The organism is Paracoccus zhejiangensis (assembly GCF_002847445.1).
GTDB classification, from domain to species: domain Bacteria; phylum Pseudomonadota; class Alphaproteobacteria; order Rhodobacterales; family Rhodobacteraceae; genus Paracoccus; species Paracoccus zhejiangensis.
Window position 1 is genome coordinate 2,001,641 of sequence record NZ_CP025430.1, and the last position, 26,257, is coordinate 2,027,897.

General features: G+C 65.9%; 21 protein-coding genes. 14 read left to right on the plus strand and 7 right to left on the minus strand.

The window, feature by feature from the left end; genetic code table 11:
- Nucleotides 1-64 precede the first annotated feature (64 nt).
- Genes CX676_RS09690 through CX676_RS09700 form a run of 3 tightly spaced genes read right to left on the minus strand, consistent with a single transcriptional unit; the run spans nucleotide 65 to nucleotide 2,361 of the window.
- Entirely contained in the window at nucleotides 65-1,426 is a 1,362-nt protein-coding gene (locus tag CX676_RS09690; protein WP_101752434.1) for an MATE family efflux transporter, read from the minus strand.
- Entirely contained in the window at nucleotides 1,419-1,922 is a 504-nt protein-coding gene (locus tag CX676_RS09695) for a PaaI family thioesterase (protein WP_101752435.1), read from the minus strand. Before CX676_RS09695 ends, CX676_RS09690 begins: the two co-directional genes overlap by 8 nt.
- Nucleotides 1,915-2,361, minus strand: a complete 447-nt coding sequence (locus CX676_RS09700) for a PaaI family thioesterase (RefSeq protein ID WP_101752436.1) — start codon at nucleotides 2,359-2,361, stop codon at nucleotides 1,915-1,917. The genes CX676_RS09695 and CX676_RS09700 overlap by 8 nt, the downstream gene beginning before the upstream one ends.
- 136 nt (nucleotides 2,362-2,497) lie before the next feature.
- Here CX676_RS09700 and CX676_RS09705 point away from each other — a divergent pair, with 136 nt between their 5' ends.
- The 6 genes from CX676_RS09705 (at nucleotide 2,498) to CX676_RS09730 (ending at nucleotide 9,500) form a co-directional block, all read left to right on the plus strand.
- Nucleotides 2,498-2,878 (plus strand): MerR family transcriptional regulator, encoded by a 381-nt coding sequence (locus CX676_RS09705; RefSeq protein ID WP_101752437.1) that lies wholly within the window; start codon nucleotides 2,498-2,500, stop codon nucleotides 2,876-2,878.
- A gap of 124 nt (nucleotides 2,879-3,002) precedes the next feature.
- On the plus strand, nucleotides 3,003-3,404 hold the full coding sequence (locus CX676_RS09710; RefSeq protein WP_101752438.1) for a MerR family transcriptional regulator: 402 nt from the start codon (nucleotides 3,003-3,005) through the stop codon (nucleotides 3,402-3,404).
- A gap of 4 nt (nucleotides 3,405-3,408) precedes the next feature.
- The gene (locus tag CX676_RS09715; RefSeq protein WP_101752439.1) at nucleotides 3,409-5,184 is read left to right on the plus strand and encodes an acyl-CoA dehydrogenase C-terminal domain-containing protein; all 1,776 of its coding nucleotides are present in this window, start codon (nucleotides 3,409-3,411) and stop codon (nucleotides 5,182-5,184) included.
- A 265-nt stretch (nucleotides 5,185-5,449) separates the two neighbouring features.
- Nucleotides 5,450-6,076 (plus strand): glutathione S-transferase family protein, encoded by a 627-nt coding sequence (locus tag CX676_RS09720; RefSeq protein WP_101752440.1) that lies wholly within the window; start codon nucleotides 5,450-5,452, stop codon nucleotides 6,074-6,076.
- A 10-nt stretch (nucleotides 6,077-6,086) separates the two neighbouring features.
- Nucleotides 6,087-7,298, plus strand: a complete 1,212-nt coding sequence (locus CX676_RS09725; RefSeq protein WP_101752441.1) for an acetyl-CoA C-acetyltransferase — start codon at nucleotides 6,087-6,089, stop codon at nucleotides 7,296-7,298.
- A gap of 15 nt (nucleotides 7,299-7,313) precedes the next feature.
- Nucleotides 7,314-9,500 (plus strand): 3-hydroxyacyl-CoA dehydrogenase NAD-binding domain-containing protein, encoded by a 2,187-nt coding sequence (locus CX676_RS09730; protein ID WP_101752442.1) that lies wholly within the window; start codon nucleotides 7,314-7,316, stop codon nucleotides 9,498-9,500.
- Between the two features lie 4 nt (nucleotides 9,501-9,504).
- Here CX676_RS09730 and CX676_RS09735 read toward each other — a convergent pair whose 3' ends face one another.
- The gene (locus tag CX676_RS09735) at nucleotides 9,505-9,954 is read right to left on the minus strand and encodes a helix-turn-helix domain-containing protein (RefSeq protein ID WP_101752443.1); all 450 of its coding nucleotides are present in this window, start codon (nucleotides 9,952-9,954) and stop codon (nucleotides 9,505-9,507) included.
- Between the two features lie 69 nt (nucleotides 9,955-10,023).
- On the opposite strand from CX676_RS09735, the gene CX676_RS09740 reads away from it, so the two are divergent.
- From CX676_RS09740 to CX676_RS09765, 6 genes are all read left to right on the plus strand, one after another.
- Nucleotides 10,024-11,220, plus strand: a complete 1,197-nt coding sequence (locus CX676_RS09740; RefSeq protein ID WP_101752444.1) for an MFS transporter — start codon at nucleotides 10,024-10,026, stop codon at nucleotides 11,218-11,220.
- A 90-nt stretch (nucleotides 11,221-11,310) separates the two neighbouring features.
- Nucleotides 11,311-12,504, plus strand: a complete 1,194-nt coding sequence (locus CX676_RS09745) for a toxic anion resistance protein (protein WP_101752445.1) — start codon at nucleotides 11,311-11,313, stop codon at nucleotides 12,502-12,504.
- A 22-nt stretch (nucleotides 12,505-12,526) separates the two neighbouring features.
- Nucleotides 12,527-13,552, plus strand: coding sequence for a DUF2927 domain-containing protein (locus CX676_RS09750; RefSeq protein WP_232816402.1), 1,026 nt, complete (start codon nucleotides 12,527-12,529; stop codon nucleotides 13,550-13,552).
- 29 nt (nucleotides 13,553-13,581) lie between these two features.
- Nucleotides 13,582-14,724, plus strand: coding sequence for an SPFH domain-containing protein (locus CX676_RS09755; RefSeq protein WP_101752446.1), 1,143 nt, complete (start codon nucleotides 13,582-13,584; stop codon nucleotides 14,722-14,724).
- Nucleotides 14,725-16,011, plus strand: a complete 1,287-nt coding sequence (locus CX676_RS09760) for a zinc ribbon domain-containing protein (RefSeq protein ID WP_232816403.1) — start codon at nucleotides 14,725-14,727, stop codon at nucleotides 16,009-16,011.
- 130 nt (nucleotides 16,012-16,141) lie between these two features.
- Nucleotides 16,142-17,053, plus strand: coding sequence for a carbohydrate kinase family protein (locus CX676_RS09765; protein ID WP_101752447.1), 912 nt, complete (start codon nucleotides 16,142-16,144; stop codon nucleotides 17,051-17,053).
- A 187-nt stretch (nucleotides 17,054-17,240) separates the two neighbouring features.
- Here the strand turns inward: CX676_RS09765 and CX676_RS09770 are convergent, their stop codons facing one another.
- From CX676_RS09770 to CX676_RS09780, 3 genes are all read right to left on the minus strand, one after another.
- Nucleotides 17,241-19,040 (minus strand): NAD(P)/FAD-dependent oxidoreductase, encoded by a 1,800-nt coding sequence (locus CX676_RS09770; RefSeq protein WP_101752448.1) that lies wholly within the window; start codon nucleotides 19,038-19,040, stop codon nucleotides 17,241-17,243.
- A gap of 141 nt (nucleotides 19,041-19,181) precedes the next feature.
- On the minus strand, nucleotides 19,182-20,933 hold the full coding sequence (locus tag CX676_RS09775; RefSeq protein ID WP_101752449.1) for a sigma-54-dependent Fis family transcriptional regulator: 1,752 nt from the start codon (nucleotides 20,931-20,933) through the stop codon (nucleotides 19,182-19,184).
- Nucleotides 20,934-21,044: 111 nt separating this feature from the next.
- Nucleotides 21,045-21,311: a hypothetical protein gene (locus CX676_RS09780; RefSeq protein ID WP_101752450.1), complete on the minus strand. Its 267-nt coding sequence runs from the start codon at nucleotides 21,309-21,311 to the stop codon at nucleotides 21,045-21,047.
- A gap of 423 nt (nucleotides 21,312-21,734) precedes the next feature.
- Between CX676_RS09780 and CX676_RS09785 the strand changes: the two genes are divergently transcribed.
- Together CX676_RS09785 and CX676_RS09790 are read left to right on the plus strand one after the other, a co-directional pair.
- Entirely contained in the window at nucleotides 21,735-24,440 is a 2,706-nt protein-coding gene (locus tag CX676_RS09785) for a caspase family protein (RefSeq protein ID WP_101752451.1), read from the plus strand.
- A 3-nt stretch (nucleotides 24,441-24,443) separates the two neighbouring features.
- Nucleotides 24,444-26,255: a gluzincin family metallopeptidase gene (locus CX676_RS09790; protein ID WP_101752452.1), complete on the plus strand. Its 1,812-nt coding sequence runs from the start codon at nucleotides 24,444-24,446 to the stop codon at nucleotides 26,253-26,255.
- Nucleotides 26,256-26,257 lie beyond the last annotated feature (2 nt).

Here is a 26,257-nt window from a genome sequence, read left to right on the forward strand (position 1 = left end):
CGCCCGACATGGCGGCGGGGGCCCTGCCCCCGCATCCCGAGAAGATCTGCGTAGGGCTGATTCGTCAGCCAGCGACAGGTTGGGCGGCCGCCTCGGCCCGCGGATAAAGCCGCGCCATGCTGAGGCCGCGCATTATGTTCAAGACCATCAGCGCCGCCCAGAGCCCGTGATTTCCGAGAAGCGGCGGCAGCACCAGCAGCGCCACGGCATAGACCGCCACCGATTGCAGCATCGCGATCCGCATCTCGCGCGTCAGGGTGGCGCCGATGAAAATCCCGTCGAACATCCAGCTGGCAATGCCGATCAGCGGCGCGATGGCGAGCCAGAGCAGGTAATGCCGCGCCTCGGCCCGGACCTCGGGCGAGGTGGTCAGCAGATCGATGATCGCCGGCCCGCCCAGCAGGAACACCGCGCCCAGCGCCGCCGCCCCCGCAACACCCCATTGCGAGGTCAGGATCGAGGCCCGCCGCACCCGCGCCGGCTGGCGCGCGCCGACCGCCTGCCCGACAAGGCTCTCGGCGGCAAAGGCAAAGCCGTCCAGCGCATAGGCGGTGATCGACAGGAATTGCAGCAGCACCTGATTGGCGGCCAGCGTCACATCCCCCTGCCCCGCGGCCATGAACATGAAGGTGGTGAAGCTGGCCTGCAGGATGACCGAACGGATCATGATATCGCCATTCACGCGGGCAAAGCGCGACAGCTTGTCGCGGGCGAACAGCGTGGCGGCATTGCGCGCGGCAGCGATGGCCGCGCGCAGGGCGTGGCGCGCGAACCAGAGGCCAAGCGCCAGCCCCGACCATTCGGCAATCAGCGTGGCCCAGGCCACCCCCGGCACGCCGAGGCCAAGCCCCAGCACGAACCAGATGTCGAGGCCGACATTCAGCCCGTTCTGCAACAGTTGCAGCGCCAGCACCGCGCGGGTCCGCTCAATGGCGATCAGCCAGCCGGTGATGGCGTAAAGCCCGATGCTGGCCGGCGCACCCCAGATGCGAATCGCCAGGTAGTCGCGGGCCATCGCCTCGACCTCGGGCGTCGCCGGTGCCAGTTGGAAGGCCGCCCAGAACAGCGGCAGTTGCAGCAGGATCATCGCCAGCCCGGCCCCGCCGGCAATGACCAGCGCCCGCAAAAGGTGCGCACCGACCTCGGCCCCGTCGCCGGCGCCGTGGCTTTGTGCCACCAGCCCCGAGGTGCCCATGCGCAGGAAGCCGAAGACCCAGTAGATCGAGGTCAGCACCACCGCGCCGATGCCGACCGCCCCGATGGGCGCGGCCTGACCCAGTTGGCCGACCACGCCGGTATCGACCAGCCCCAGCAGCGGCACGGTCGCATTCGACAGCACGATCGGCAACGCGATCGCCAGCACCCGGCGATTGGTCAGTGGTGCCCCTTCGACCGGCACCGCCCCTTGCGGGACGGGTTCAACCATTCTTCGGCATGACGAAATGCCCGGTAGCCTGCGCGATCGGGCGGCTGCGGTCATCCTGCCAGGCCTCGACCTGCACGCTGGCATAACGCCGGCCCGACCGCACCACCCGCGCCCGTGCATAGGCATCACGCGGCAGGCCCGAGCGCAGGTAGTCGACGGTCATGTCCACGGTCTTCGGCAGGCGCGGCATGCTGCTCGGATCGGCCGGATCGGGGGTCAGCCGGCCTTCCTCCACATCGGCCCAGGAGGCGGTCCATGACAGCTCGATGATGGCGGCGATTTCCAGAAAGGCCGCCGTGGCCCCGCCATGCAGCGCCGGCAGCATCGGGTTGCCGATCAGCTTCTCGTCAAAGGGCAGCACCGCCGTCAGTTCGTTGCCGCGGCGGTCGAAATGGATGCCCAGCCAGCGGATGAACGGCACGCCTGCGACCAGCGCCTGCAGGGCCGCATCGCGGCGGCTCTTGATCTGCGACAGGGGTTCGTTGCGGTCAGCCATGGCGCGGCGCCTCGATGGTGAAGGCGCCAGTGGCGCTGGCCACCGGGTTCTCGCTGTCCTCGTCGGTGGTCACCGCCCGCACGAAGGCGACCGAGCGGGTGATGTGATAGCATTCGGCCCGCGCACTCAGCCGCTGGCCGGGTTTCGCCGCGCGCATGTAGTCGATGCGCAGGTCCAGCGTCGCCGTGCTCGAGCGGACGGACGGATGGCTCAGCACCGCCGCGCCGCAGCAGGTATCCATCAGCGCCGAGACCACACCGCCATGAATCACGCCGCTGTGTGGGTCACCGACAAGGTGATCGGCAAACGGCATCGACACCACCGCCACGCCCTCGCCCAGCTCGTCGATCCGCATCCCGAGCGCCCTTGCATAGGGCAGCGCGGTTATGAATTGCTGCGCCCGATCGATTTTCACCGGGCCGTCTGTCGCGTCCGTCATTGCCTTACCATCCAGATTCACCGGCTTTCGCCTTGCGGTCCCTTCATACCATCGACAAGTCTATGCAATCTATGCGGTGGTTGTGATATGAGAGACAAGTACTTAGTCTTGCGATGTAAGCGTGCGGAGGACCGGGATGCCAGACAATCAGCTTGTCAGTTTCAAGGAAATGTGCGCGCGATTTGAAGTAACGCCACGCACCCTGCGCTATTACGAATATATTGAACTGCTGAGCCCCAACAAGGTTGGCCGCGCCCGCTTTTACGGACCCCGGGAAATCGCCCGGATGACCCTGATCCTGCGCGGGCGGCGCTTTGGCTTCTCGCTCGAGGAAATCCGGCAATGGCTGCTGATGTACGAGCAAGCGGGCAACCGCGATCAGCTGCAATACTGGATTCGCCGGGCGGACGAACAGCTTGACGCGCTGAACGAGCAGATCCTGGAGCTTGAAGTGGCGCGCACCGACCTCAAGCAGCTCCGCGACGAATCCGCGCAGGAGCTGAGCAAACTCGGCTGAGCCGGCCCCCGGCGTCGCCCTTTCGATCGCCGAAAGTCGTGACGCCGCGTTACGCTTACGCGAACGTAAACTTTGGTCTATAGCGGGGTTCAGAGGAGCCGCAGCCCGCGAAAGGCCGCCACACATGCCAGACTCATTGATGACGATCCGCCAGATGTGCGACGCGTTCGATGTGACGCCGCGCACCCTGCGCTTCTACGAGGCGCGAGAGCTGATCTTCCCCGAACGCCGCGGGCAACACCGCCTGTATGACCGGCGCGACCGCGCCCGGCTGACGCTGATCCTGCGCGGCAAGCGCTTTGGCTTCAGCCTCGAGCAGATCCGCCAGCTGCTGGAACTTTACGAACCCGGGCCGAATAACCGGGCGCAGATCGAAGCCACGATTTCCGCCTCGCGCGAAAGACTGACCGACATGGAACGGCAATATGCCGAACTGCGCGGCGCGATCGAGGAACTGAAAGACCAATTGATCGAATCCGAACGGCGCCTTGCCGCCATCACGGCTGATGACGAGACAACAGGATAACACCATGCCCATCTACAACGCCCCTACCCGCGACATGCAGTTCATCCTTCACGACGTGCTGAACGTGTCGCAATCCGGCCTGCCCGGCCATGACGAGCTGGATCGCGACTTTACCGACGCTATCCTGGAAGCCGCCGGCAAGCTGGCCGAGGAAGTGCTGGCGCCGCTGAACACGGTGGGCGACCAGCAGGGCTGCGTACTGGAGAACGGCGTGGTCCGCACGCCGAAGGGCTTTTCGGAAGCCTTCGAGCAGATGAAGGAAGGCGGCTGGACCGCGCTCGACTGCGACCCGGAATATGGCGGTCAGGGCATGCCCTACCTGCTGGGTGTCGCCACGGGCGAGCTGTTCGTCTCGGCCAACATGGCGTTCAACATGTACCAGGGCCTGACCCACGGCGCCTATTCGGCGATCCATGCCCATGGCACCGACGCGCAGAAGCAGACCTATCTGCCGAAGATGGTCAGCTGCGAATGGACCGGCACCATGAACCTGACCGAGCCACATGCCGGCACCGATCTGGGCATGCTGCGCACCAAGGCCGAACCGCAGGCGGATGGCAGCTACCTGATCACCGGGCAGAAGATCTTCATCTCGGCGGGCGACCATGACATGTCCGAGAACGTCATCCACCTGGTGCTGGCCAAGGCCCCGGGCGGTGGCGAAAGCACCAAGGGCATCTCGCTGTTCATCGTGCCGAAATTCCTGGTGAACGAGGATGGTTCGCTTGGCGAGCGCAACGCGGTCAGCGTCGGCAATATCGAAGAAAAGATGGGCATCCACGGCAACTCGACCTGCGTCATGAACTATGACGGGGCCAAGGGCTGGCTCCTTGGTGATCTGCACAAGGGCATGCGCGCCATGTTCACCATGATGAACGAGGCCCGCGTCGGCGTCGGCCTGCAGGGCTACGCCGTGGCGGTGCCCGCCTACCAGAACGCCGTCGCCTATGCCAAGGACCGCCTGCAGGGCCGCGCCGTCACCGGTGACGCCAATCCCAAGGGCCCGGCCGATCCGCTGATCGTGCATCCCGATATCCGCCGCTCGCTGATGGATCAGAAAAGCTTTCTTGAAGGCGCGCGGATGATGACGTTCTGGGGCGCCCACATGATCGACCGCGCCCATTCGGGCGATGCCGCAGCCGAGGGCATGATCTCGCTGCTGACCCCGGTGCTGAAAGGCTTCCTGACCGACAAGGGCTTTGACACCGCGGTCATGGCGCAGCAAGTCTTCGGCGGTCACGGCTATATCGAGGAACATGGCATGAGCCAGTTCGTCCGCGACGCCCGGATCACCATGATCTACGAAGGCGCCAATGGCGTGCAGGCGCTGGACCTGGTGGGCCGCAAGCTGGCAGCCGATGGCGGCAAGCCGGTCATGGCCTTCTTCGAGATGGTCAAGGGCTTCTGCAAGGAACATGGCGCCAACGAGAAGCTGGCCGCCGATTTCATAGAACCGCTGAAGGCCGCCTCGAAGGATCTGCAGACTGCCGGCATGTTCTTCATGCAGAACGGCATGAAGAACCCGAACGCGGCGCTGTCGGGCAGCTATGACTTCATGCATCTCTTCGGCCAGACCGTGATGGGCCTGATGTGGGCGCAGATGGCGGTTGCGGCTCAGGCCAAGCTGGATGCCGGCGAAGGCGATGCCCAGTTCCTGAACACCAAGCTGGCCACCGGTCGCTATTTCATGAAGCGCCAGCTGCCGATCACCGCCACCCACCTGGCGCGCATCCAGTCGGGCGCCGAGCCGGTCATGGCGCTGGACGCCGAGCAGTTCTGATCCCTCATCCCCGGCGGAGTGCCGTGTGCCGCCGCCGGGGATATTTGAGTGAGAAAGAAGGGCCGCCCCGGCCCGCGCGTTACCGGCGGGCGGTGAAAACCGGGGCTTTCTCCTTCAGCGGTCATCGGCTTCCCAGCCTCGACCGCGAGGCCGAGACGAGGGAAGAAGGGTTGCGGGACGGTTAATCCGCCCTTTCTTCTTCAGGAAAATATCCCGCGGGAGTGCGGGGACCGCGCAGGCCCCCGCTGTCGAGGAGGAACCGCAGATGACCGCGACACTCTGGTGCTTTGGCGAAAGCGGCAATGCCTACAAGGCAGCGCTGACCATGGAACTGGCCGGTTACGACTGGCAGCCGGTCTATGTCGATTTCTTCGGCGGCGAATCCCGCAGCCCGGCCTTCCGCGCCCTCAACGAGATGGGCGAGGTGCCGGTCTTCCGCGAGGATGACCTGACCCTGACCCAGTCGGCGGTGATCCAGTTGCACATCGCCGAGAAGACCGGGAAATTCCTCGGCACCGACCGCAACGAGACCCTGCGCTGGCTGATGTTCGACAATCACAAGCTGTCGGGCGTGGCGGGTTCGACCCGTTTCCTGATGAATTTCCTGCCCGAGGACAAGCGCCCGGCCGAGGTCATCGCCTTCCAGCAGGGCCGGCTGAAAAGCACCTACAAGATCCTGAACGACCACCTGTCGCGCAGCACCTGGGTTGCGGGCACGGATCCCAGCATCGCCGACTTCGCCTGCTGCGGCTATCTCTATTACCCCGAGCCTTTCGGTTTCGACCGTGCCGACTGGCCCCATATCAACCGCTGGCTGGACGCGATCGCCGCCCTGCCCGGCTGGAAACACCCCTATGATCTGATGCCCGGCAATCCCTCCGACCGGGCCTAAAGGAGGACCAATGACCGAAGCCTTTATCTATGACGCCGTCCGCACCCCGCGCGGCAAGGGCCGCGCCGATGGCAGCCTGCACGAAGTCACCTCGCTGGCGCTGTCCGCCCGCCTCCTGAATGCCGTGAAGGACCGCAACAACCTGGAAGGTCACGCGGTTGAGGACGTCATCTGGGGCAATGTCACCCAGGTCAAGGAACAGGGCGCCTGCCTTGCCCGCTCGGCCGTGCTGGCCTCGAACCTCGATGAATCGATCCCGGGTCTGGCGATCAACCGTTTCTGCGCGTCCGGCATGGAGGCGGTGAACCTGGCCGCCAACCAGGTCAAGGGCGGGGCCGGTCAGGCCTATATCGCCGGCGGCGTGGAAATGATGAGCCGCGTGCCGATGGGCAGCGACGGCGCCGCCATTGCCGTTGACCCGACGCTGACCTTTGGCACCTATTTCGTGCCGCAGGGCATCAGCGCCGACATCATCGCCACCGAATACGGTTTCTCCCGCGAAGAGGCCGATGCGCTGGCGGTTGAATCGCAGCGCCGCGCCGCCGAGGCCTGGGCCGACAACCGTTTTGCCCGCTCGATCGTGCCGGTTCTGGACCAGAACGGCCTGACCATCCTGGACCGCGACGAATACATGCGCCCCGGCACCACGGTCGAGGACCTGGGCAAGCTGAAGGCCAGCTTCAAGGACATGGGCGAGGTGATGCCCGGTTTCGACAAGGTGGCGATGCTGAAATACCCCCATCTCGACCGCATCAACCACATCCACCATGCCGGCAACAGCTCGGGCATCGTCGATGGCGCCGGCGCCGTGCTGATCGGCAACGAGGAATTCGGCAAGGCCTATGGGCTGAAGCCCCGCGCCCGCATCCGCGCCACCGCCAAGATCGGCACCGATCCCACGATCATGCTGACCGGCCCGGTGCCGGTGACCGAGAAGATCCTGCGTGACAGCGGCATGTCCATCAAGGACATCGACCTCTTCGAAGTGAACGAGGCCTTCGCCTCGGTCGTCCTGCGCTTCATGCAGGCCTTCCAGGTCGATCCGGCGCTGGTCAACGTCAATGGCGGCTCGATCGCCATGGGTCACCCGCTGGGGGCGACCGGCGCGATCATCATCGGCACGCTGCTGGACGAGCTGGACCGTCAGGACAAGAACGTCGGCCTCGCCACGCTCTGCATCGCGTCCGGCATGGGCGCGGCCACCATCATCGAACGCGTGTAAGGGGAGGTTTCCGACATGACCGATTTCACCATGACCAAGGACGCCGACGGCGTCGCCCTGATCACCTGGGACGTTCCCAACAAGTCGATGAACGTGCTGAGCCTTGACGGCGCGGCCACGCTGAACGGCCTCATCGATGACGCTCTGGCCGATGCGGCCGTGAAGGGCATCGTCATCACCTCGGGCAAGAAGGACTTTGCCGGCGGCATGGACCTGAACGTCATCGCCGGGATGAAGCTTAACGGCGGCGCGCAGGGCGTGTTCGACGGCGTGATGACCCTGCATCACCTGCTGCGCAAGATCGAGCGCGCCGGCATGGATGCCAAAACCCTGAAGGGCGGCAAGCCGATCGCGAGCGCCCTGCCCGGCACCGCGCTGGGGATCGGGCTGGAGCTGCCGCTCTCGACCCATCGCATCTTCGCGGCGAACAACCCCAAGGCCAAGATCGGCCTGCCCGAGATCCTGGTTGGCATCTTCCCCGGCGCCGGCGGCACCACCCGCCTGTCGCGCAAGCTGGGCGCGATGGCGGCGGCCCCCTTCCTGCTGGAAGGCAAGATGTCCGACCCGGCCAAGGCCAAGGCTGCAGGGCTGATCGACGAGGTCGTCGATGATCCGGTTGCCGCTGCGCGCGACTGGGTGCTGAAGGCCACTGACGCCGAAATCGTCAAACCCTGGGATGCCAAGGGCTACAAGATGCCGGGCGGCGACCCCTACAGCGCGCCAGGCTTCCCGACCTTCGTCGGCGCCAGCGCGATGGTGCATGGCAAGACCATGGGTGTCTATCCGGCGGCCAAGGCGCTGCTGTCGGCGGTCTATGAAGGCGCGATGGTGCCCTTCGATCAGGCGCTGAAGATCGAGGCGCGCTGGTTCACCAATGTGCTGATGAACCCCTCCTCGACCGCGATGATCCGCAGCCTGTTCATCAACAAGGAAGCCTTGGAGAAGGGCGCGAACCGTCCCGAAGCGCCGGACCAGTCGGTGAAGAAGGTCGGCATCCTTGGCGCCGGCATGATGGGCGCGGGCATTGCCTATGTCTCGGCCATGGCCGGCATTCAGGTCGTGCTGATCGACGCCAAGCAAGAGTCGGCCGACAAGGGCAAGGCCTATTCGGAAGGTCTGCTGGACAAGGCGATCAGCCGCAAGAAGTCGACCGAGGAGAAGAAGGCCGAAGTTCTGGCCCGCATCACCGCGACCACCGATTATGCCGCGCTGGACGGCTGCGACCTGATCGTGGAAGCCGTGTTCGAGGACGTGGCCGTGAAGGCCGAGGTGACCAAGAAGACCGAGGCGGTGATCCCCGCCGACGCGATCTTCGCCACCAACACCTCGACCCTGCCGATCAGCGAGTTGGCGAAGGCCAGCAGCCGTCCGGACCAGTTCATCGGCATCCACTTCTTCTCGCCGGTCGACAAGATGCTGCTGGTCGAGATCATCAAGGGCAAGCAAACCGGCCCGCGCGCCGTCGCCAAGGCGTTGGATTTCGTCCGCCAGATCAAGAAGACCCCGATCGTCGTCAACGACGCCCGCTTCTTCTATGCCAACCGCTGCATCATCCCCTATATCAACGAAGGCATCCGCATGGTCGGCGAGGGCGTCAGCCCGACCCTGATCGAGAATGCCGCCAAGCTGATGGGGATGCCGCTCGGTCCGCTGCAACTGGTCGACGAAACCTCGATCGATCTGGGCGTGAAGATCGCCAAGGCGACCCGCGCGGCGATGGGCGATGCCTATCCCGATGGCGCGGTCGATGAGGTGCTGTTCAAGCTCTACGATCAGGGCCGTCTGGGTCGGAAGTCGAACTCGGGCTTCTATGACTATGACGAGAAGGGCAAGCGCGGTGACTTCTGGTCCGGCCTCGCCACCGAATGGCCGGTCTCGGACGAGCAGCCCGAACTGACCGACGTTCAGCATCGCCTGATGTTCGCGCAGTCGCTGGAGGCCGTCCGGGCGCTGGAAGAGGGCGTGCTGGAAGACATCCGCGAAGGCGATGTCGGCGCCATCCTCGGCTGGGGCTTTGCGCCCTGGTCGGGCGGCCCGTTCAGCTGGCTCGACATGCTGGGCGCAACCCGCGCGGTTGAGATCTGCGACCGTCTGACTGCCGCCCATGGCGATCGCTTCAAGACGCCCGCCCTGCTGCGCGACATGGCCGCCAAGGGCGAAAGCTTCTACGGCCGCTTCGGCCAGCAGAAGAAAGCGGCCTGATCCCTCAGGTCCGAGACGACGCGGGGGCCTTCGGGCCCCCGTTTCTTTTTGTCCGACGCCGCGCGGCCTCGGTGCTGACCCGCATCAGGCGCTGGAATTTCGGGCATTCGAGATGCGAGGGCGCCGGACAGTCGGCGACATGGCGCAAGGCATCCGCAAGCGCCTCCAACTGCCGCACCTGCGCCTGCAGCGCGTCGGCGCGACGATGCAAATCGTCGCGCGGTAGCTCGGGCCGACCATCGCCGCCGAACATCGCGCCGATCTCGGCCAGCGAAAAGCCGGCGGCCTTGCCCATATTGATGAGGCCCAGTTGCAGCACCACGCCCGGCAGGTATTGCCGCCTCAGCCCGTGCCGCGCCGCCGACAGAACCAGCCCCTGTTCCTCGTAATAGCGCAGCGTCGAGGCCGGCACGCCGCTGGCCTCGACCACCTCGGCAATATCCAGAAGTTTCATACTTGACCTCAAGTTGACTTGAATTCGTAGCCTGCCCGTCAGACCCCGAATCTGCAAGAGGGCAGCCCGATGACCGAGACCGAATTCCCCGAAAGCAAGGCGCTTCGCCATGATCCCCGCGCCCTCGCGCTGCTGCTGGCCGCGAGCCTGACGGTGATGGCGGCGGCGACGATCAGCCCGGCCTTACCGGGGCTGGAACGACAATTCCCCGACACCGCCGCGAATGCCTGGCTGATCCGGCTTCTGGTGCCCGCGCCCTCGCTGGCGGTCATCCTGACCGCCGCGCTCTGTGGCATCGCCGCCGAGCGGATCGGGCGCAGGCCGCTGCTGCTAACCGGCATCACCCTTTTCGCACTGGCCGGCAGTGCTGGGCTGGTTCTACAGGACCTGAACCACATGCTCGCCAGCCGGCTGGTTCTCGGCGTGGCGCTGGCACTGATCATGACCGCGCAATCGGCGCTGCTGGGCGACTATTTCTCCGGTGCGGCGCTTCATGCGCTGAGCGGCGCGCAGGTTGCCGCGCGGAATTTCGGCGGCTTCGCCTTCATCACCCTTGCGGGTGCCTTGGCCAGCCTCTCGGCCCGGCTACCCTTCGCCATCTACGCGCTGCCGACGCTGGTCTTGCCCTTCATGGCGCGCGCCATCACCGAACCACCACGCCGCATTCGTGGCGACAGGATCGCAACTGATCCGGCGGCAGCACCGGGCTGGGGGCTGGGCGTCGGCCTGTTGTCGCTGGGGCAGATGCTCGTCACCACGATCTTCTTCACCATGCCAACGCAACTGCCCTTCTATCTCGAAGTGCGCGGATATGCCGAACCCGCGCTGACCGGCGCGGTTCTGGGCGTGCTGATGATCGCCGGTGGCATTTCCGCGCTGTTCTATCCGCGTCTGCGTGCGCGCATCGGCAACCTTGGAAACTGGGCCATCGGCCTGGCGCTGATGGCTCTGGGCTTCGCGCTCCTCGTCAGCGGCAGCGACATCGCCACCATTGGCACGGCCGCCGCTGCCATCGGCGCCGGCTATGCCCTGACCATTCCCGGCTTTACCGCGCTGTCGCTGCAGCACAGCCCGGCCCATCGTCGCGGCACTATGGCGGCGATGTTGACCGCTTCGGTCTTTCTGGGCCAGTTCCTCTCGCCTCTGCTCAGCATCCCCGCCATCGCGCATTGGGGCTGGCAGGCCTCGGGGCTGGGTCTGGCCGGTCTGCTGGCCGCCGCGGCCCTTGTCCCGGCTGCATTTGCGCTGCGATCCGGTAGGTCGTGACCGGAACTTTCCCCGGGCACATGCTGTTGAACCGCCGGGATTTCAGCCTATGCTGCCCCGCAACAGCCGACGCAGACAAAGGACCGGCCCATGAGCACTGACAGCAAGACGCGCGCCGAGGCCGCGGCGAAGGACATCGAAGAGCTGACCGCCGTGGTCCTGCCCGAGCCTGCGCCCGAGATCGTGCCGCTGACCGATGCGCCCGCCCCGGTGGCCGAGGAAATCCGCAAGCGGATGGACGAGATCGACCTGAAGAATACCGGCTCGGTGGTGAATTTCGGCAGCCGCGCGCAGGCCGGCCTGCAAGAGATCAGCCAGAAGATGCTGGCCGATGTGAAGAACAAGGATGTCGGACCCGCCGGGGAATCGCTGCGCGAGATCGTCACCACCATTCGCGGCTTCTCGGTCAACGAGCTCGACATGCGCCGCAACCGCAGCTGGTGGGAAAAGCTGACCGGCCGCGCAGCGCCCTTTGCCCGTTTCGTGGCGAATTACGAAGAGGTTCAGACCCAGATCGACAAGATCACCACCGATCTCGAAAGCCACGAACAGCGGCTCTTGGTCGATATCAAGTCGCTCGACGTGCTCTATGAACGCACGCTGGCCTTCTATGACGAGCTGGCACTCTACATCGCCGCCGGCGAGGAAAAGCTGCGCGAGTTGGACTACGAGACCATTCCCGCCAAGGATGCCGAGTTGCAGGCCGCCGGCGGTGCCGATCAGGTGATGGAGGCGCAGGAACTGCGCGACCTTCGGGCGCTGCGCGATGATCTGGAACGCCGCACCCATGACCTGAAGCTGACCCGGCAGGTAACCATGCAGTCGCTGCCTTCGATCCGGCTGGTTCAGGAGAACGACAAGTCGCTGGTGACCAAGATCAACTCGACGCTGGTGAACACCGTGCCGCTGTGGGAAACCCAGCTGGCGCAGGCCGTGACCATCCAGCGCAGCGCACAGGCCGCCGGTGCGGTGAAGGCGGCCACCGACCTGACCAACGAGCTTCTGACCCGCAATGCCGAGAACCTGCGCCAGGCCAACAGCGCCATCCGCACCGAGATGGAGCGCGGCGTCTTCGACATCGAATCCGTCCGCACCGCCAATGCCCATCTGATCGCCACGATCGAGGACAGCCTGCGCATCGCCGACGAGGGCAAGGCCCGCCGTGCTGCCGCCGAAGAGGAGTTGCGGCAGATGGAGGGCGATCTGCGCGACGCGCTGGCCTCGGCCCGCGCCCGTCCGGTCTCCGCCGCCGGTCAGCCCGCCCGCATCACGTCCCCGAGGTAAACCGATGGCGGCTGGCCTGTTCATGAGTTTTCGTCCCCGCGTTCCGGCCGCCCCGTTTCTGGCTGCATTGCTGGCCCTGACCGCCTGCACCGACACCCCACCCCCTGCCCCGCCACCGGTGGTCGAACCCGAACCGGAACCCGAGGGACCGACGCCCGAGGAACTCGCCTCGCTGCGTCAGGCCGAGATCCGCGAGGCACGGGCCGAACGTGCCCGCGCCACCAATGCCGCCGCCCGTTTGGAGGACAGCGCCCCGGTCGGCAATATCCGCAGCTATCTGGCCAGCAGCGAGGCCGCGCTGATTGCCCGTGGCAAGCTCAGGACCGAGCGCGTGCCCGAGGATGTCTCCTTCACCGCCGAGGATCTGGCCCGCGATTTCCTGCAGGTCGCCCTGCGCGACGAATATGGCCGCGACGGCCAGCGCCTCGTCGCCGATCATCACACCGCGCCACTGCGCCGCTGGCAGGACCCGGTGCGGATGCAGATCGAATGGGGGCCGTCCAGCGACATCGCCACCCAACGCCGCGACCGGGGCGAGATCGCCGCCTTCGCCTCGCGCCTCGCCCGTGTCACCGGCCACGAGGTCGGGCTGGTCAGCGAGGGCGGAAATTTCGCCGTCATGATCCTGAACGAGGACGAGCGCCGCGAGATGGGCCCGAGGCTGGAACGCCTGCTGCCCGGCATCCCGAATACCGACGTGGCGGCGCTGCGCGATCTGGACCGAGGCAATTTCTGCACCGTCTTCGCCTATTCGCGCGGTGCTGGCTCGACCTATGTGAATGCCGTGGCGCTGATCCGGGCCGAACTGCCGCCGCGCCTGCGCAGCTCCTGCATCCACGAGGAACTGGCGCAGGGCATGGGTCTGGCCAATGACAGCCCCGAGTCCCGCCCCTCGATCTTCAACGATGACGAGGAATTCGCGCTGTTGACGCTGCATGACGAATTGCTGCTGAGGATCCTCTATGACCGCCGCCTGCGCCCCGGCATGTCGCAGGCCGAAGCCGCCCCGATCGTGCGGCAGATCGCTGCCGAGTTGCTGGACGGCTGATCGCAACCCCTTTCCCGACGGAGCATCCCATGGGCATTCTCGATTTCCTCTCTGGCGAGTTCATCGATGTCATCGAATGGACCGATGACACCCGCGACACCATGGTCTGGCGGTTCGAGCGTTACGGCCACGAGATCAAGTACGGCGCCAAGCTGACCGTGCGCGAGGGGCAGGCCGCCGTCTTCATCCACGAGGGGCAACTGGCCGATGTCTTCGGGCCGGGGCTCTATCTTCTGGAAACCAACAACCTGCCGATCCTGACCAAGCTGCAGCATTGGGATCACGGCTTCAAAAGCCCGTTCAAGTCCGAGATCTATTTCGTCAACACGACGCGGTTCAACGATCTGAAATGGGGGACGAAGAACCCGATCATCGCCCGCGACCCGGAATTCGGCCCGGTGCGGCTTCGCGCCTTCGGCACCTATTCCATGCGCGTCACCGACCCGGCCAAGTTCATGGCCGAGATTGTCGGCACCGATGGCGAATTCACCAAGGACGAAATCAGCTTCCAGCTGCGCAATATCATCGTGCAGGAATTCTCGCGCATGATCGCTGGTTCGGGGATTCCGGTGCTCGATATGGCGGCGAATACCGAACAGCTGGGCAAGATGGTCGCCAAGGCCATCGCGCCCACCGTCGCAGCCTACGGGCTGACCATCCCGGAATTCTACATCGAGAATATAAGCCTGCCGGATGAGGTCGAGAAGATGCTGGACAAGCGCACCAGCATGGGAATCATCGGCGATCTGGACCGCTTCAACCAATATGCGACCGGCGAGGCGATGCTGAATGCCAGCACCAATCCGGGCGGCGCGGGCGCAGGTCTGGGTGCCGGGCTTGGCGCAGGCATGGGCATGGGCATGGCGATGGGCGGGATGGCCATGGGGCCATGGGGTGCCCGTCCAGCGCAGGCGGGCGCGGCGACTCCTCCGCCAATGCCCAAAGCTTCGGAAACGGTCTGGCACATCGCCGTCGATGGCGCAGCGCAGGGTCCCTATGGACGGGGCCATCTGGGTCGTCTGGCCGCCGAGGGCACGTTCACCCGCGAGACGCTGGTCTGGACCCCCGGTCAGGACGGCTGGAAACCCGCCGACGAGGTGACGGAACTGGCGCAGCTTTTCACCAACATGCCGCCGCCCCTGCCCACGCCGCCCGCACCGCCGCAGGCGTAAATGCCGACGCCGCAGTCCGAATACCGCTATCCCTGCGAGAATTGCGGGGCCAGCCTGCGCTTCCAGCCGGGTCAGGAGGTGCTGGTCTGCGACTATTGCGGGCACACGCAGCGCATCGGACAGGGCCAATCCCGCGCCCCCGCCCGGCAGAAACAGGGCGGGGCAGATGGCGAGGCGGCGATCCTGCTGGATCCCTCGACCGGCCGGGCGCTGCAATGGGACGCGCAGCACAAGTCACCGGGACTGGTCGAGATCCCGCTCGACAAGGGCCTTCGGCTGGATCAGGGCAGCGAGTTCGTCGAGGAGGTGCGAACCCTCTCCTGCCCGAATTGCGGCGCCAAGATCGAGGTGGATGCCGACAGCCACGCCACCGAATGCCCCTTCTGCGCCACCCCGGTCGTCACAGATACCGGCGTCACCCGGCAGTTGAAGCCGCAGGGCGTGCTGCCTTTCGTGCTGGACGAGGGCAAGGCGCGGGCTGCGATGGAGGACTGGATGGGCCGGCTGTGGTTCGCGCCCTCGGGCCTTCTGGCCTATGCCCGGCGCGGGCGGAAGATGACCGGGGTCTATTCGCCCTTCTGGACCTTCGACGCGCGCACGCGGTCGGACTATTCCGGTCAGCGCGGCGATTACTATTACGAGACGGTCTATGTCACCCAGCAGGTGAATGGCCGCAGCCAGCGGGTCGCCCAGCAGGTGCGCCGCATTCGCTGGCGCCGCAGTGCGGGACAGGTGGCGCGGGATTTCAACGATGTTCTGGTTCTGGCCTCATCGTCACTGCCGCGCCGCTTCACCGACGGGCTGACGCCCTGGGACCTGTCGCATCTGGTCGATTACCGGCCCGAATACCTCGCCGGTTTCGAGGCCGAGCGTTACACCATCCCGCTGTCCGAGGGGCATGGCATCGCCCGGCAGGAGATGGCCGGGGTGATCATGATGGATGCGCGCCGCGACATCGGCGGGGACGAGCAACGGGTGGAGCAGATCCGCACCGATTTCTCGGGCGAGACCTTCAAGCACATCCTGCTGCCGGTCTGGACCGCCGCCTATAAATACAACGGCAAAAGCTATCGCTTCATCGTCAACGGCCAGTCGGGCCGGGTGCAGGGCGAACGGCCCTATTCGGCGTGGAAGATCGCAATGGCGGTGCTGCTGGCGGCGCTGGCGATCGCGGCGATGGTCTGGCTGGCGAACGAGGGCGGCTATGTCCAGTTCGACGGCGGCGGCGGGCTGAACCTGCCGGGCGGGTTCGACCGCGATGGCGACTACATCATCCAGGGCTATTAGCGGGTCTGGGGCGCGCCCAGGTGGCGCAAGTTCTGGACAATCCGCCCTTCCTTGCCGCAACCTCTCAAGGGGGCTGTTTCGCGCCATTGTCATACGCTAACATACCGGCATTATTCGAGGGAGGGCCAGAATGATCCTGTGCACGGGCGAATCGCTGATCGACATGGTGCCGGAGAACGGCCAGTACCGTCCGCTGTCGGGCGGGGCGGTCTATAACACCACCGTCGCGCTTGGCCGGCTTGGTGTCCCCACGGCCTATTTCTGGCCGATCTCGCGCGATCCCTTTGGCGAGCAATTGCTGCGCCCGCTGGTCGAGGCCGGGGTGGATATCGACCTCTGCCCGCGTACCGACCGGCTGACCACGCTGGCCTTCGTCACCCTGACGGGCGGCGAGGCGCGCTATTCCTTCTATGACGAGGGATCGGCGGGGCGGATGCTGCACCCGGACGAAGTGCCCGCCCTTCCCTCGCAGATCACCGCGCTTTTCGCCGGTGGCATCAGCCTTGTCCCCGATCCCTGCGGCGCGGCGGTCGAATCGCTGGTGGCGCGGGAACGCGGGCGCTTGCCGATCATGCTCGACCCGAACATCCGCCCCTTCTTCATCCAGGACGAGGCCGCCTATCGCGCCCGGCTTTCGCGGATGCTGCCCATGGCCGATATCGTGAAGCTGTCGGGCGACGATCTGGAATGGCTGCATCCGGGCGCCTCGCATGAAGAGGCCGCGCGCGCCGTGCTTGGCCTTGGTCCCAAGGTGGTGCTGCAGACCGGCGGTTCCGAGGGCGCGCGGGCGCATTGGGCGGGCGAGACGGTCTTTGCCCCCTCGTTCCGGGTGCAGGTCGCCGACACCATCGGCGCCGGCGATACCTTCAATGCCGGCGTGCTGACCAGCCTGTCGCGCCAGGGGATGCTGACCCCCGAGGGGCTGGAGTCGCTTGCAGCCGAGCATCTGCTGGCGGCGCTGACCCTTGGCGCACAGGCCGCCTCGATCACCGTCTCGCGCCACGGGGCGAACCCGCCCTGGGCGCATGAGATGACGGCATAGCAAAGCTACGCTTGCAGGGTTGAGGGCCGCGACCGTCCCTCGGGTGGGCGCTCGCGGCGACTCGGTTGCAGAACTTTATGGTGCAAGCCACATCCAAGCCTTGTGCTGATGGCGGCGTTGCAATGCGCCCTCCCGGTGGGAGGGTCGGGCGCGGCCCGTGCTGGTCGCACGGGCCATACCGCTTTGGCTACCCCTTGTGATGCACCTCTTGCAGCGCATAGACGGGGGTATCGATCCCCTCATGCCGCGCCTTCAATTGCAGCGCGAGATACAGCGAATAGTGCCGCGACTGGTGCAGGTTGCCGCCGTGGAACCACAGGTTCTGCTGCCGGGTCGGCTTCCACATGTTGCGCTGCTCTCCCTCCCAGGGGCCGGGGTCCTTGGTCGTGTCCGAGCCGAGGCCCCAGACCTTGCCCACCTTGTCCGCAACCTCGCGGCTGATCAGGTCGGCGGCCCAGCCATTCATCGAGCCATAGCCGGTGGCCAGCACGATCAGATCGGCCTCGAGCTTCGTGCCATCCGACAGCACCACGCCGTCAGCCTCGAAGTGATCCACCTGCCCCTTCACCAGCTTCACCTTGCCGTCGATGATCAGCTGGCTGGCGCCGACGTCGATGTAATAGCCCGAGCCGCGGCGCAGGTATTTCATGAACAGGCCCGAACCGTCATCGCCCCAGTCGAGATCAAAGCCGGCCCGTTCCAGACCGGCATAGAATTCGGCATCCCGTTCCCGCATCTGGTCGTAAAGCGGGATCTGGAATTCGTGCATGATCTTGTAGGGCAGCGAGGCAAAGATCATGTCGGCCTTCTCGGTCGTCATGCCGTTCTGCACCGCCTCTTCGGAATAGAGCGAGCCCAGCCCGATCTCCATCAGCGAATCCGAGCGCACGATATGGGTGGAGGACCGCTGCACCATGGTCACGTCTGCGCCGTTTTCCCACAAGGCGGCGCAGATATCATGGGCCGAGTTGTTCGAGCCGATGACCACCACCTTCTTGCCGCTCCAGCGGTCCGGCCCCTCGTGCTCCGAGCTGTGCTGGATCTCGCCCTTGAAGTCGTCCATGCCGGGGAATTTCGGCTTGTTGGCCTTGCCCGACATGCCGGTGGCCAGCACCAGCTGCGTCGGCTGCAGCACGACCTTTTCACCGTCGCGATTGACCTCGACCGTCCATTTACCACTGGCCTCGTCGAAGCTGGCCTTTGTCACCTCGGAGCGGGTCCAATAGTTCAGCTCCATCACCTTGGTGTACATTTCCAGCCAGTCGCCGATCTTGTCCTTGGGGGTAAAAACCGGCCAATTGTCGGGAAACTTCAGATAGGGCAGGTGGTCGTACCAGATCGGGTCATGCAGGCACAGCGACTTGTAACGGCTGCGCCACTGGTCGCCCGGACGGTTGTGCTTGTCGAGGATGATGGTCGGAACGCCCATCTGCCGCAGCCGCGCGCCAAGGGCGATGCCGCCCTGCCCGCCGCCGATGATGACCGTATAGGGCTGGGTCTCGTAGCCGAGGGTCGCATCCTCGTGCTCGCGCTTTTCCTTCCATGTCTGGCGATCCTTGTCGGCGCCATGTTCGGCCCCCATCGGGCGGCGGAAGTTCTTCGGCTCCTCGTGATCCTTCAGCTCCTGCAACGCAGTGAGCAGGGTCCAGATGCGGTCCTCGCGAATTCTTACCAGCCCCCAGCCGCGCCCCTTGGCGGTCTCGAAGGTGATCCAGCCGGTGGTGACGCCGCCGTCTTCCGCCGGCACCTCGCCGTCCTGGATCTGGAAGCGCACCGGCTGCACTTGCGACAGCTGCGCGTCGAGCATGGCCTTGACCGCCTCGGGCCCCTCGACAGTCTTGAGGTTCCAGGTAATGGCGACCAGATCGCGCCAGTAGCTGTCGGTCAGGAACAGCGCGGCGGCGGCGGCGGTGTCACCCTTGGCCAGCGCCTCGTTCAGCCGGTCCAGAATGATCTGGACGCGATCGCTTGCGGTTGTGTCGAGCATCGTCTCCTCCCGTCTGTCAACATGGGTCCAAGGTGACGCAAGGGCGCGATTCCGGGCAGTCCCCAAATCCGGCGCTTACGACCTTGGTCTAGCCTTGCCGGCGGGCGATGTTGCGCGCGCAACAGAACGCGCAACAACCCGTCACTGCGGCACGGCAATCCCGGCCTTGCGCATCCGCCTGAGGATGGTCGAGCGGTTGACTCCCAGCCGGCGCGCCGCCTTGGACATGTTCCAGCCGCAGGCTTCCAGCACCCGTTCCAGCTCGTCATCCGGGGCCTCGTCCGCCGCGACCGGGGCAGCAAGCGGAGGCGGCAGGTCGGTCAGGTCGATGACGGGGCTGCCGGCGAGTGCCACGGCCACATCCAGCACCCGCTCAAGCTCGCGGATATTGCCGGGCCAGTTGCGGCCGGCCAGTTCGGCGCGGGCGGCGGGCGACAGGCGCGGATCGTCCGACATGCGCCGGCGCAGCAACCGGTCGACCAGCCAGTCGAAATCCCGCCGCTGCCGCAGGGGCGGAACCGCCAGCACCGCGCCGCTGACGCGGTAGAGGAGATCGGGCCGCAAGAGCCCCGCCAGATCGCGCCGGGCCGATGTGACGATCCGCCATTCGGGATGCGCGTCGAGGAGGGCCGACAGCTGCGGCTGCTGATCCTGCGGCAGGTCATCGAGCCCACGCAGAAGCAGCGTGCCTGCCCGACCCTCGCCGCCCGCCATCGCCGCCTCGAGCCGGGCGATGTCCAGCCGGGCGCAATCCTCGACCAGCAGGCGCGCACCGGGGCGCCCGATCGTATGGATGGCACGCGCCAGCCGCGCCTTGCCGGTGCCGGTCTCGCCGGCCAGGACGAGCGGAATATCGGTCGGTGCCAGCCGCTCGGCCTGACCCAGAAGCGCATCCATCGCCGGATCGGCACCGGCCAGATCGGCCAGCGCGCCCCCGCGCCGGGTTGCCGCCGGCGCTGCGCGCCCGACGCGCGGGTTCTGCGGCGCGATGGCATGGCCGAAGAGCGCGCCCCCGTTGCGGGTGCGGATCAGCCGCTGCTCGGTCGGGCGGTCGCGCATCAGGTCGGGCAGTTCATCGACCGACAGGTCCAGATAGCTGTCGATGCTTTGCCCCAGCAGCGCCCCCGCCCCGCCCTCGGCCAGCATCGCCGCCGCCCCACCGGTAAAGCCGACAATGCGGCCCGACCCGTCCAGCGTGATCGCGGCCTCGGGGTCCACGTCCAGAAACTCGGGCCGCTCGGCCAAGCGCAACACCCATTCGCGGCGGCTCTCGGCCATCAGGTTCGCCAGTTCCACCCGGCGCGCGGAGGATGTCACCAGCGTCATCGCCAGACGCTGGCTGGATTTCGGCCCCGGCGAACGCAGCAGCGAGATGTCCAGCACCGCCGTCAGCTTGCCCAGACTGTCAAAGATCGGCGCGGCGGTGCAGGACAAGGGCGTATGGGCGATGCCGAAATGGTCGGTCTGATGGATGGTCAGCGGCTGGCCGGTATAGAGGCAGGCCCCGACCGCGCTGGTGCCCGCCCGGTCCTCGGCCCAGTCCGAGCCGAGAAAAAGACCTGAGCCGCGCAATTCATCCTCGAATTGCGGATCGCCGAAATAGTCGACGCAGACGCCCTTGGCATCCGAGAGAAGCAGCACGTAATTCTGCCCGGCCACCTGCCGGAACAGCGATTGCAGCCCGGACCTTGCGGTGGCGATCAGCCGCTCGGATTGCTCGCGATGTTCGCGCAATTCGGTATCGGTGACGATATGCGCCGGGTCGCGCCGCGCGGGGTCAAGGCCGTAAAGCTCGACACAGCGCCGCCAGGACTCGGACACCAGATCGTCACGCCCGGTCGCCCGCCCCCGCAGCGCGTGCTCGATTTCCTCGATATGGACCTTGTCGCTCATCCGGTGCGGCCCCCCGATCTTGGGACAGCCTAGCAGAGATCGTCGGGTTTCACCCTGCCACTTTAGTCGCCAACCCCGCGCGGGCAGTCCCGCAACGGAGGGCGGTGACAATCAGCGGCAGACAGTGCTCTCGCGCTCGGTCGTCGCCCCGTCAGCCTCGGCCTGATCGCCCGTTTCGGTGGCGTTCTGCGCCGACGCATCCTGCACCTCCGCAGCCTCGTCGCAGGCCGCGCTGGTTTCGGCATCTTGCGGCATGGCCTGGGCGGCCTCGGCTGCGGGCTCGACCGGCGCGGGCGCATCGCCATGCGAATGGCCGGCGTGCGCGTTCGCGGCCTGCGCGAGCATCAGGAGAAAGATGGGGGCGAGAAAACGACTCATTCCGGAACCTCGGTGGTCATGGACATCAGGACGCAGGTCCAAGTCCTAGCCCATTGTCGCGGTTGCTGACCAGAGCCAGCGGCGCAGCCAAGGGTTGTGGGGGAGAGCAGCCCCGCATCCCCGAGGACAAATGCGCCTCGGCGTACCCGCGATCCAAGATGAGCTGCCGGATGGTGCGCGAGCTATTGCAGGCAATAGGCCAAGGGGCCTTCGGGCATGAGATCGCGAGCAATCCGGAAATATTCTCCATCGCGCAGTCATACGGCGGAATTTCATGTTGATTTACAATGCGTTAATATAATTATTGGCATTTCCAACATAGAGTTCATCCACCGATCATAATTGTAATAAATATCTTCTATTTCTGCCAATATTAAATCATAATATAATAATCGCTCGCCCGATCCCGTGGGGAGAATACCCATGTCACTGGTCACCGATTTCCGCATCCTGCGCAGCCCGACCGAGATCGAGGCCTTTTTCTGGCGCATCGCCCCCTTCGTCGACGCCCAGGGCATCCGTGCCTTGGTCGAGCATGGCCCCGCCCTGACGCGGATCGGCAGCTATGAGGCGCTGGTCGATCGCGCCGGGCGGACCGCCGCCGAGGAAGAGATCACCCATGAGATCGCCCGGGCCAGCAATGGCAGGGGTCTGCCGCAACTGATCCTTCTGCCCTCTGGCTCGCTGGCGGTGATGGGCTATTTCGGCCGGCTCGAACAGCAGGACAAGGAGAAGCCGGTCGACACGATCATCCGGGTGATGATCTGCCCCGCCGCGCCCGATCAGGCCGCGCCCATGCTGGCGGCACTGGCACAGGCCCTGCTGGGCCTGCGCGACTGTGTCGGCGACAAGCCGGGGCGCGCGCCCCTGCGCGGACGCCGGGAGATGGCCTGGCCGGAAGCGGTTGCGGCACTCTTTACGCGCGACGCGGTCGAGGCGGCTTATAACCAGCTGGCAGAGCAGCGGGAGAGCACCGGCGTGCAGCGGCTCACATCGCGTCACCGCGACGTGGTCGAAGCGCATGTCCGCTGGTTTGCCGAGCGGCGCAAGGATGATGACGAGAGCCTTGCCCGGGAAAAGGCGGCGGCCTCAACGCCCAAGCGCGCGGCCTCGCCAGCCATGCGCACCGCCGGCGCAGATGTCGACATGAAGCTGCACATCATCAACATGCGGCAAGGCGAGCTGTCGGATCGGGGCTATTTCCAGACCACGGAAAGCGATGTGGCGCGCATCGCCGCCGAGGCCCGCGACTGGATCGCGGCAGGCAACGGGCGGAGGCTGGTGGTCTATGCCCATGGCGGGTTGGTCAGCGAGGAAGACGCGGTCAGATACGCGCGCGACACCGTTGGCTGGTGGCTGGAGAACGATGTCTACCCGGTCTTCTGCATCTGGGAGAGCGACGCCCTGACCAGCATCCTGCAGTTGGTCCGCGAATCCCTGGGCGGCGACCGGCGCGGTCCCTTCGACTGGGGCGAGATGCGCGACGCGGCGATCGAGCGGCTGGTTCACCTGCTGGGCCAACAGGTCTGGGACGTGATCAAGCGCAGCGCGGCGCGCTGTTCCGCCGATGGCCGGCAATTCGGACTGACGCTGTTCGCCGCCAAGTTGAACGAGGCGTTTGGCACCGGTTTCCCGCCGATCGATCTGGTCGGTCACAGCGCCGGTTCGATCCTGCATCTTGCCTTCCTCGCACGGCTTCGGGTCGAGAAGATCCCGGTGGAAACACTCCAGACCCTGGCCCCGGCGGCGAGTTGCAGGCTCTACGCCGATGGATTGGCTGCGCATGGTGACGTGCTGAAAACCCGCATATACGCGATGCAGGATCGGTTCGAGCGTGACGACAATGTCATGGGCCTCTATGGCAAGTCGCTGCTCTACCTGGTGTCGCGCGGTTTCGAAGAACAGTTCGGCGAGCCGATTTCGGGTCTGCAAAAGGATTTGCTCGCGGACCGGCGCCTTGTCGGCTTGCTGTCGAATTGGTCGGGGGGCGTCACACGCGAGGCGATGGTGTTCTCGCCGACGCCCCCGGATGCGCCCAAGCGGCTCAAGTCCGGCGCGATCAGTCACGGCGCGTTTGACACTGACTCGGAAACCATGTGGTCGGTCATGGCGCTGATCCGCGGCGACGGCGATCCGGACAGGATCACCGAATTCCCGAAGCTCGAGGACAGCGCGCGCGGGGACAGCGCGCACAGCCCTAGCTTTGATCTGCCCGAGGAGGTTCGTACCTATCTTGCGCTCGCACGATCCGGCGTGCCTGCGGGCGGCACAGGCTCGACTGACCCGGCGCCCGCGCCCTCGCTTCCGGCCGAAGCGCGGCAGGGTCGCAAGCTGGCGCTGACCATCGGCATCAACGACTATGACGTGATGAACCGGCTGCAGGGTTGCGTGAACGACTCGAACATCTGGCGCGACCTTCTGTTGGCGCAGGGGTACAACGTCACGCAACTGATCCGGGGCGAAGAGACGGGGCGCGACCAGATCACCCGGCAATTGCGCGACTTTGTCGGGCAATCGGCGCCGGGCGATAGCCTGGTCTGGCATTTCTCGGGCCACGGGATGGAGATAGAGGGGGTCGTGGGCGATGACAATGATGCCGAGATCCGCGGCGTCGATCAGGCCATTGTTGCCGCGAATGCCAGCGAAACCCTGACCGGACAATTGTCCCATGCGATCATGGATGACGAGCTGCACGCCATCCTGCAGGGCGTGAACCCGCAGGCGGCCTGCTATGTGTTTCTGGACAGCTGCTTTTCCGGCTCGGCCACCCGCTTCTCGGTTCGCGGTCGCAAGCGCAGCCTGGGAACCCTGCGCATGGCGGGCCGCAGCGGTCGCGGCAGGGGGCTGACCGCGCCGATCAACCCCGGAATCCGCAGCGCCTATGACGGCACCGGCCATGTGCTGTTCAGCGCCTGCTCGGCCACGCAGACGGCGATGGAGGACGGCACGCCGCCGCAGGGCCTGTTCACGCGCGCGGTTCGCGACCTGCTGCAGAACCCGGGAGCGACGCTGAGCAACGCGAACTTCTGCCTGCGCGTGAACGAGCTGATCCCCGGCAATGACCAGACCCCGGGCCTCTACTGCGACCCATCCCGGCGCGACCTTGCCTTTCCGCTGGCCGGGCGCTGAGCCATGGGCGATCTTCCCCGCTGCACCGTCTCCGCGTTCATCGGCCGCGAGGCCGGGGTGGCCGCGGCCTGTTACCTGCTGAAGGGCAACATCCCCGCGGCGCTGCGCAAGGGTCAGGTCTATACGGTCGACAGCGCGATCCGCATTTCCGAAGGCGCGTTCTCCGAGATCAGCATCCCGCACGAGCCGCTGCGGCCCGGACCCGAGGGCAAGCTGTTCGCCGTCAGCGCCACCGATTTCGAGACCGGGCTGGACCGCAGTTTTCCCGATCTCGACCGCAGCAGGGGCGGTGAGTTCGGCTTTGACCAGGGCGATTTCGAGACCCATTGCCGCAATGTCTATTTCTCGGCCATGTCGGTCTATGAACTGTTCCGCCGCGCGCTGGGGCGGCCGGTGGCCTGGGCCTTCTGGAGCGAGGACAAGCACCCGCCGCTGCGCCTGCGACCCTTCGCCCAGAGGGCGCTGAACGCCTATTACGACCGCGACCGGGCCGAGATCGGCTTTGGCTTCGACCGCGCCAGCCCCGACAGCGCCCGGGCCGATGCCCGGCTGCTGCGCTTTACCGCGCTGTCCAGCGACGTGGTGGCCCATGAGGTGACACACGCGCTGCTGGACGGGCTGCGACCGGATTACGACTTGCCGGTGCATCCAGATGTCTTTGCCTTTCACGAGGCCGTCGCCGATATCGTGGCGCTGCTGTCGCGCTTTACCCGGCAGAATTACCTGGCCTATGTGCTGGCCGATTTCCGCAAGCGCGGGCTGAAATATGACTTCATGACCAGTCTCGCGCCCGAACTGGGCCGGTTGGTGCGGAAATCGGGGCTGCGGACGCTGACGGTGGAGCCGAACGACTACGACGCCGGTCTCGCGCCCTTCGACACGCCGCGCTATGTCACCGCCGAGCTTGCCGCCCATGAGCGCGGTGGCCTGTTGTCCTCGGCGGTGTTCGAGGCCTTTCTTCAGGCGCTGATGCGGCGGATCAAGCCGCTGGTGGATCTGGTCGCGCCGCAGGGCAACGGCGTCGCAGACCGCTATCTGATCGAGCAGATCCAGCACATCGCCGCCACCACCGCAGGGCATTTTCTGGAAATCTGCATCCGGGCGCTGGACTATTGCCCGCCGGCCTCGATCCGCTTTGCCGATTACCTGCGCGCGCTGATCACCGCCGACCAGATCCTGGTCGCGGATGATCGCTATGGCTATCGCGAGAGCCTGATCGAGGCCTTTCGCAACCGTGGCATCTATCCCGAGGATATCGATGTCGTCTCCGAGGCCGAGCTACGATGGAACGCGCCCAGCATCCCGGTCTCGCGCATCCCGGGTCTTGCCCTGTCGGAACTGCGCTTCGACATCTCACCGGTGCTGCCGCGTTCGGCGGATGAGGTGCGCCGGCAGGCACAGGCGCTGGCGCTGGCTATCGATGACGATCCGCGACTGGCGCGCGAGATGGGGCTGGCCGACCCCGGCGAGGTCAAGGGTGGTGACGTGTCCCCGCCAGTTGTCACCTCGATCCGCCCGACGCTGCGGGTTGGGCGCGAGGGCTATGTGGATTTCTCGATCATCGCCGAGGTGACGCAGGATCGGCTGGTGACCATCGATGGTGGCACCGTGCGTTTGCGCGGCGGGGCGACGCTGATCCTGGGACCGCAGGGCGATCCGCAGATGATCGTGCGCCAGCGGATCGACAATGAGGCGCGCATCAAGGCCGAGACGGACCATCTGCAACAGGCCATCGCCGGGCGGCAGTTGGTGCTGCAGGATGGCCGCTATGTGGTCGCGCAGGACTATCGCCACGCGATGTGCGGCAGTCACTGAGG

What these genes read in the sequence shown, in the direction of transcription:
- CX676_RS09775 (WP_101752449.1), bottom strand. Translation starts at nt 20,933, where the DNA reads ATGAGCGACAAGGTCCATATCGAGGAAATCGAGCACGCGCTGCGGGGG.
- CX676_RS09745 (WP_101752445.1), top strand. Translation starts at nt 11,311, where the DNA reads ATGAGCACTGACAGCAAGACGCGCGCCGAGGCCGCGGCGAAGGACATC.
- CX676_RS09715 (WP_101752439.1), top strand. Translation starts at nt 3,409, where the DNA reads ATGCCCATCTACAACGCCCCTACCCGCGACATGCAGTTCATCCTTCAC.
- CX676_RS09790 (WP_101752452.1), top strand. Translation starts at nt 24,444, where the DNA reads ATGGGCGATCTTCCCCGCTGCACCGTCTCCGCGTTCATCGGCCGCGAG.
- CX676_RS09735 (WP_101752443.1), bottom strand. Translation starts at nt 9,954, where the DNA reads ATGAAACTTCTGGATATTGCCGAGGTGGTCGAGGCCAGCGGCGTGCCG.
- CX676_RS09710 (WP_101752438.1), top strand. Translation starts at nt 3,003, where the DNA reads ATGCCAGACTCATTGATGACGATCCGCCAGATGTGCGACGCGTTCGAT.
- CX676_RS09720 (WP_101752440.1), top strand. Translation starts at nt 5,450, where the DNA reads ATGACCGCGACACTCTGGTGCTTTGGCGAAAGCGGCAATGCCTACAAG.
- CX676_RS09705 (WP_101752437.1), top strand. Translation starts at nt 2,498, where the DNA reads ATGCCAGACAATCAGCTTGTCAGTTTCAAGGAAATGTGCGCGCGATTT.
- CX676_RS09740 (WP_101752444.1), top strand. Translation starts at nt 10,024, where the DNA reads ATGACCGAGACCGAATTCCCCGAAAGCAAGGCGCTTCGCCATGATCCC.
- CX676_RS09770 (WP_101752448.1), bottom strand. Translation starts at nt 19,040, where the DNA reads ATGCTCGACACAACCGCAAGCGATCGCGTCCAGATCATTCTGGACCGG.
- CX676_RS09755 (WP_101752446.1), top strand. Translation starts at nt 13,582, where the DNA reads ATGGGCATTCTCGATTTCCTCTCTGGCGAGTTCATCGATGTCATCGAA.
- CX676_RS09785 (WP_101752451.1), top strand. Translation starts at nt 21,735, where the DNA reads ATGTCACTGGTCACCGATTTCCGCATCCTGCGCAGCCCGACCGAGATC.
- CX676_RS09690 (WP_101752434.1), bottom strand. Translation starts at nt 1,426, where the DNA reads ATGGTTGAACCCGTCCCGCAAGGGGCGGTGCCGGTCGAAGGGGCACCA.
- CX676_RS09760 (WP_232816403.1), top strand. Translation starts at nt 14,725, where the DNA reads ATGCCGACGCCGCAGTCCGAATACCGCTATCCCTGCGAGAATTGCGGG.
- CX676_RS09780 (WP_101752450.1), bottom strand. Translation starts at nt 21,311, where the DNA reads ATGAGTCGTTTTCTCGCCCCCATCTTTCTCCTGATGCTCGCGCAGGCC.
- CX676_RS09750 (WP_232816402.1), top strand. Translation starts at nt 12,527, where the DNA reads ATGAGTTTTCGTCCCCGCGTTCCGGCCGCCCCGTTTCTGGCTGCATTG.
- CX676_RS09765 (WP_101752447.1), top strand. Translation starts at nt 16,142, where the DNA reads ATGATCCTGTGCACGGGCGAATCGCTGATCGACATGGTGCCGGAGAAC.
- CX676_RS09700 (WP_101752436.1), bottom strand. Translation starts at nt 2,361, where the DNA reads ATGACGGACGCGACAGACGGCCCGGTGAAAATCGATCGGGCGCAGCAA.
- CX676_RS09725 (WP_101752441.1), top strand. Translation starts at nt 6,087, where the DNA reads ATGACCGAAGCCTTTATCTATGACGCCGTCCGCACCCCGCGCGGCAAG.
- CX676_RS09695 (WP_101752435.1), bottom strand. Translation starts at nt 1,922, where the DNA reads ATGGCTGACCGCAACGAACCCCTGTCGCAGATCAAGAGCCGCCGCGAT.
- CX676_RS09730 (WP_101752442.1), top strand. Translation starts at nt 7,314, where the DNA reads ATGACCGATTTCACCATGACCAAGGACGCCGACGGCGTCGCCCTGATC.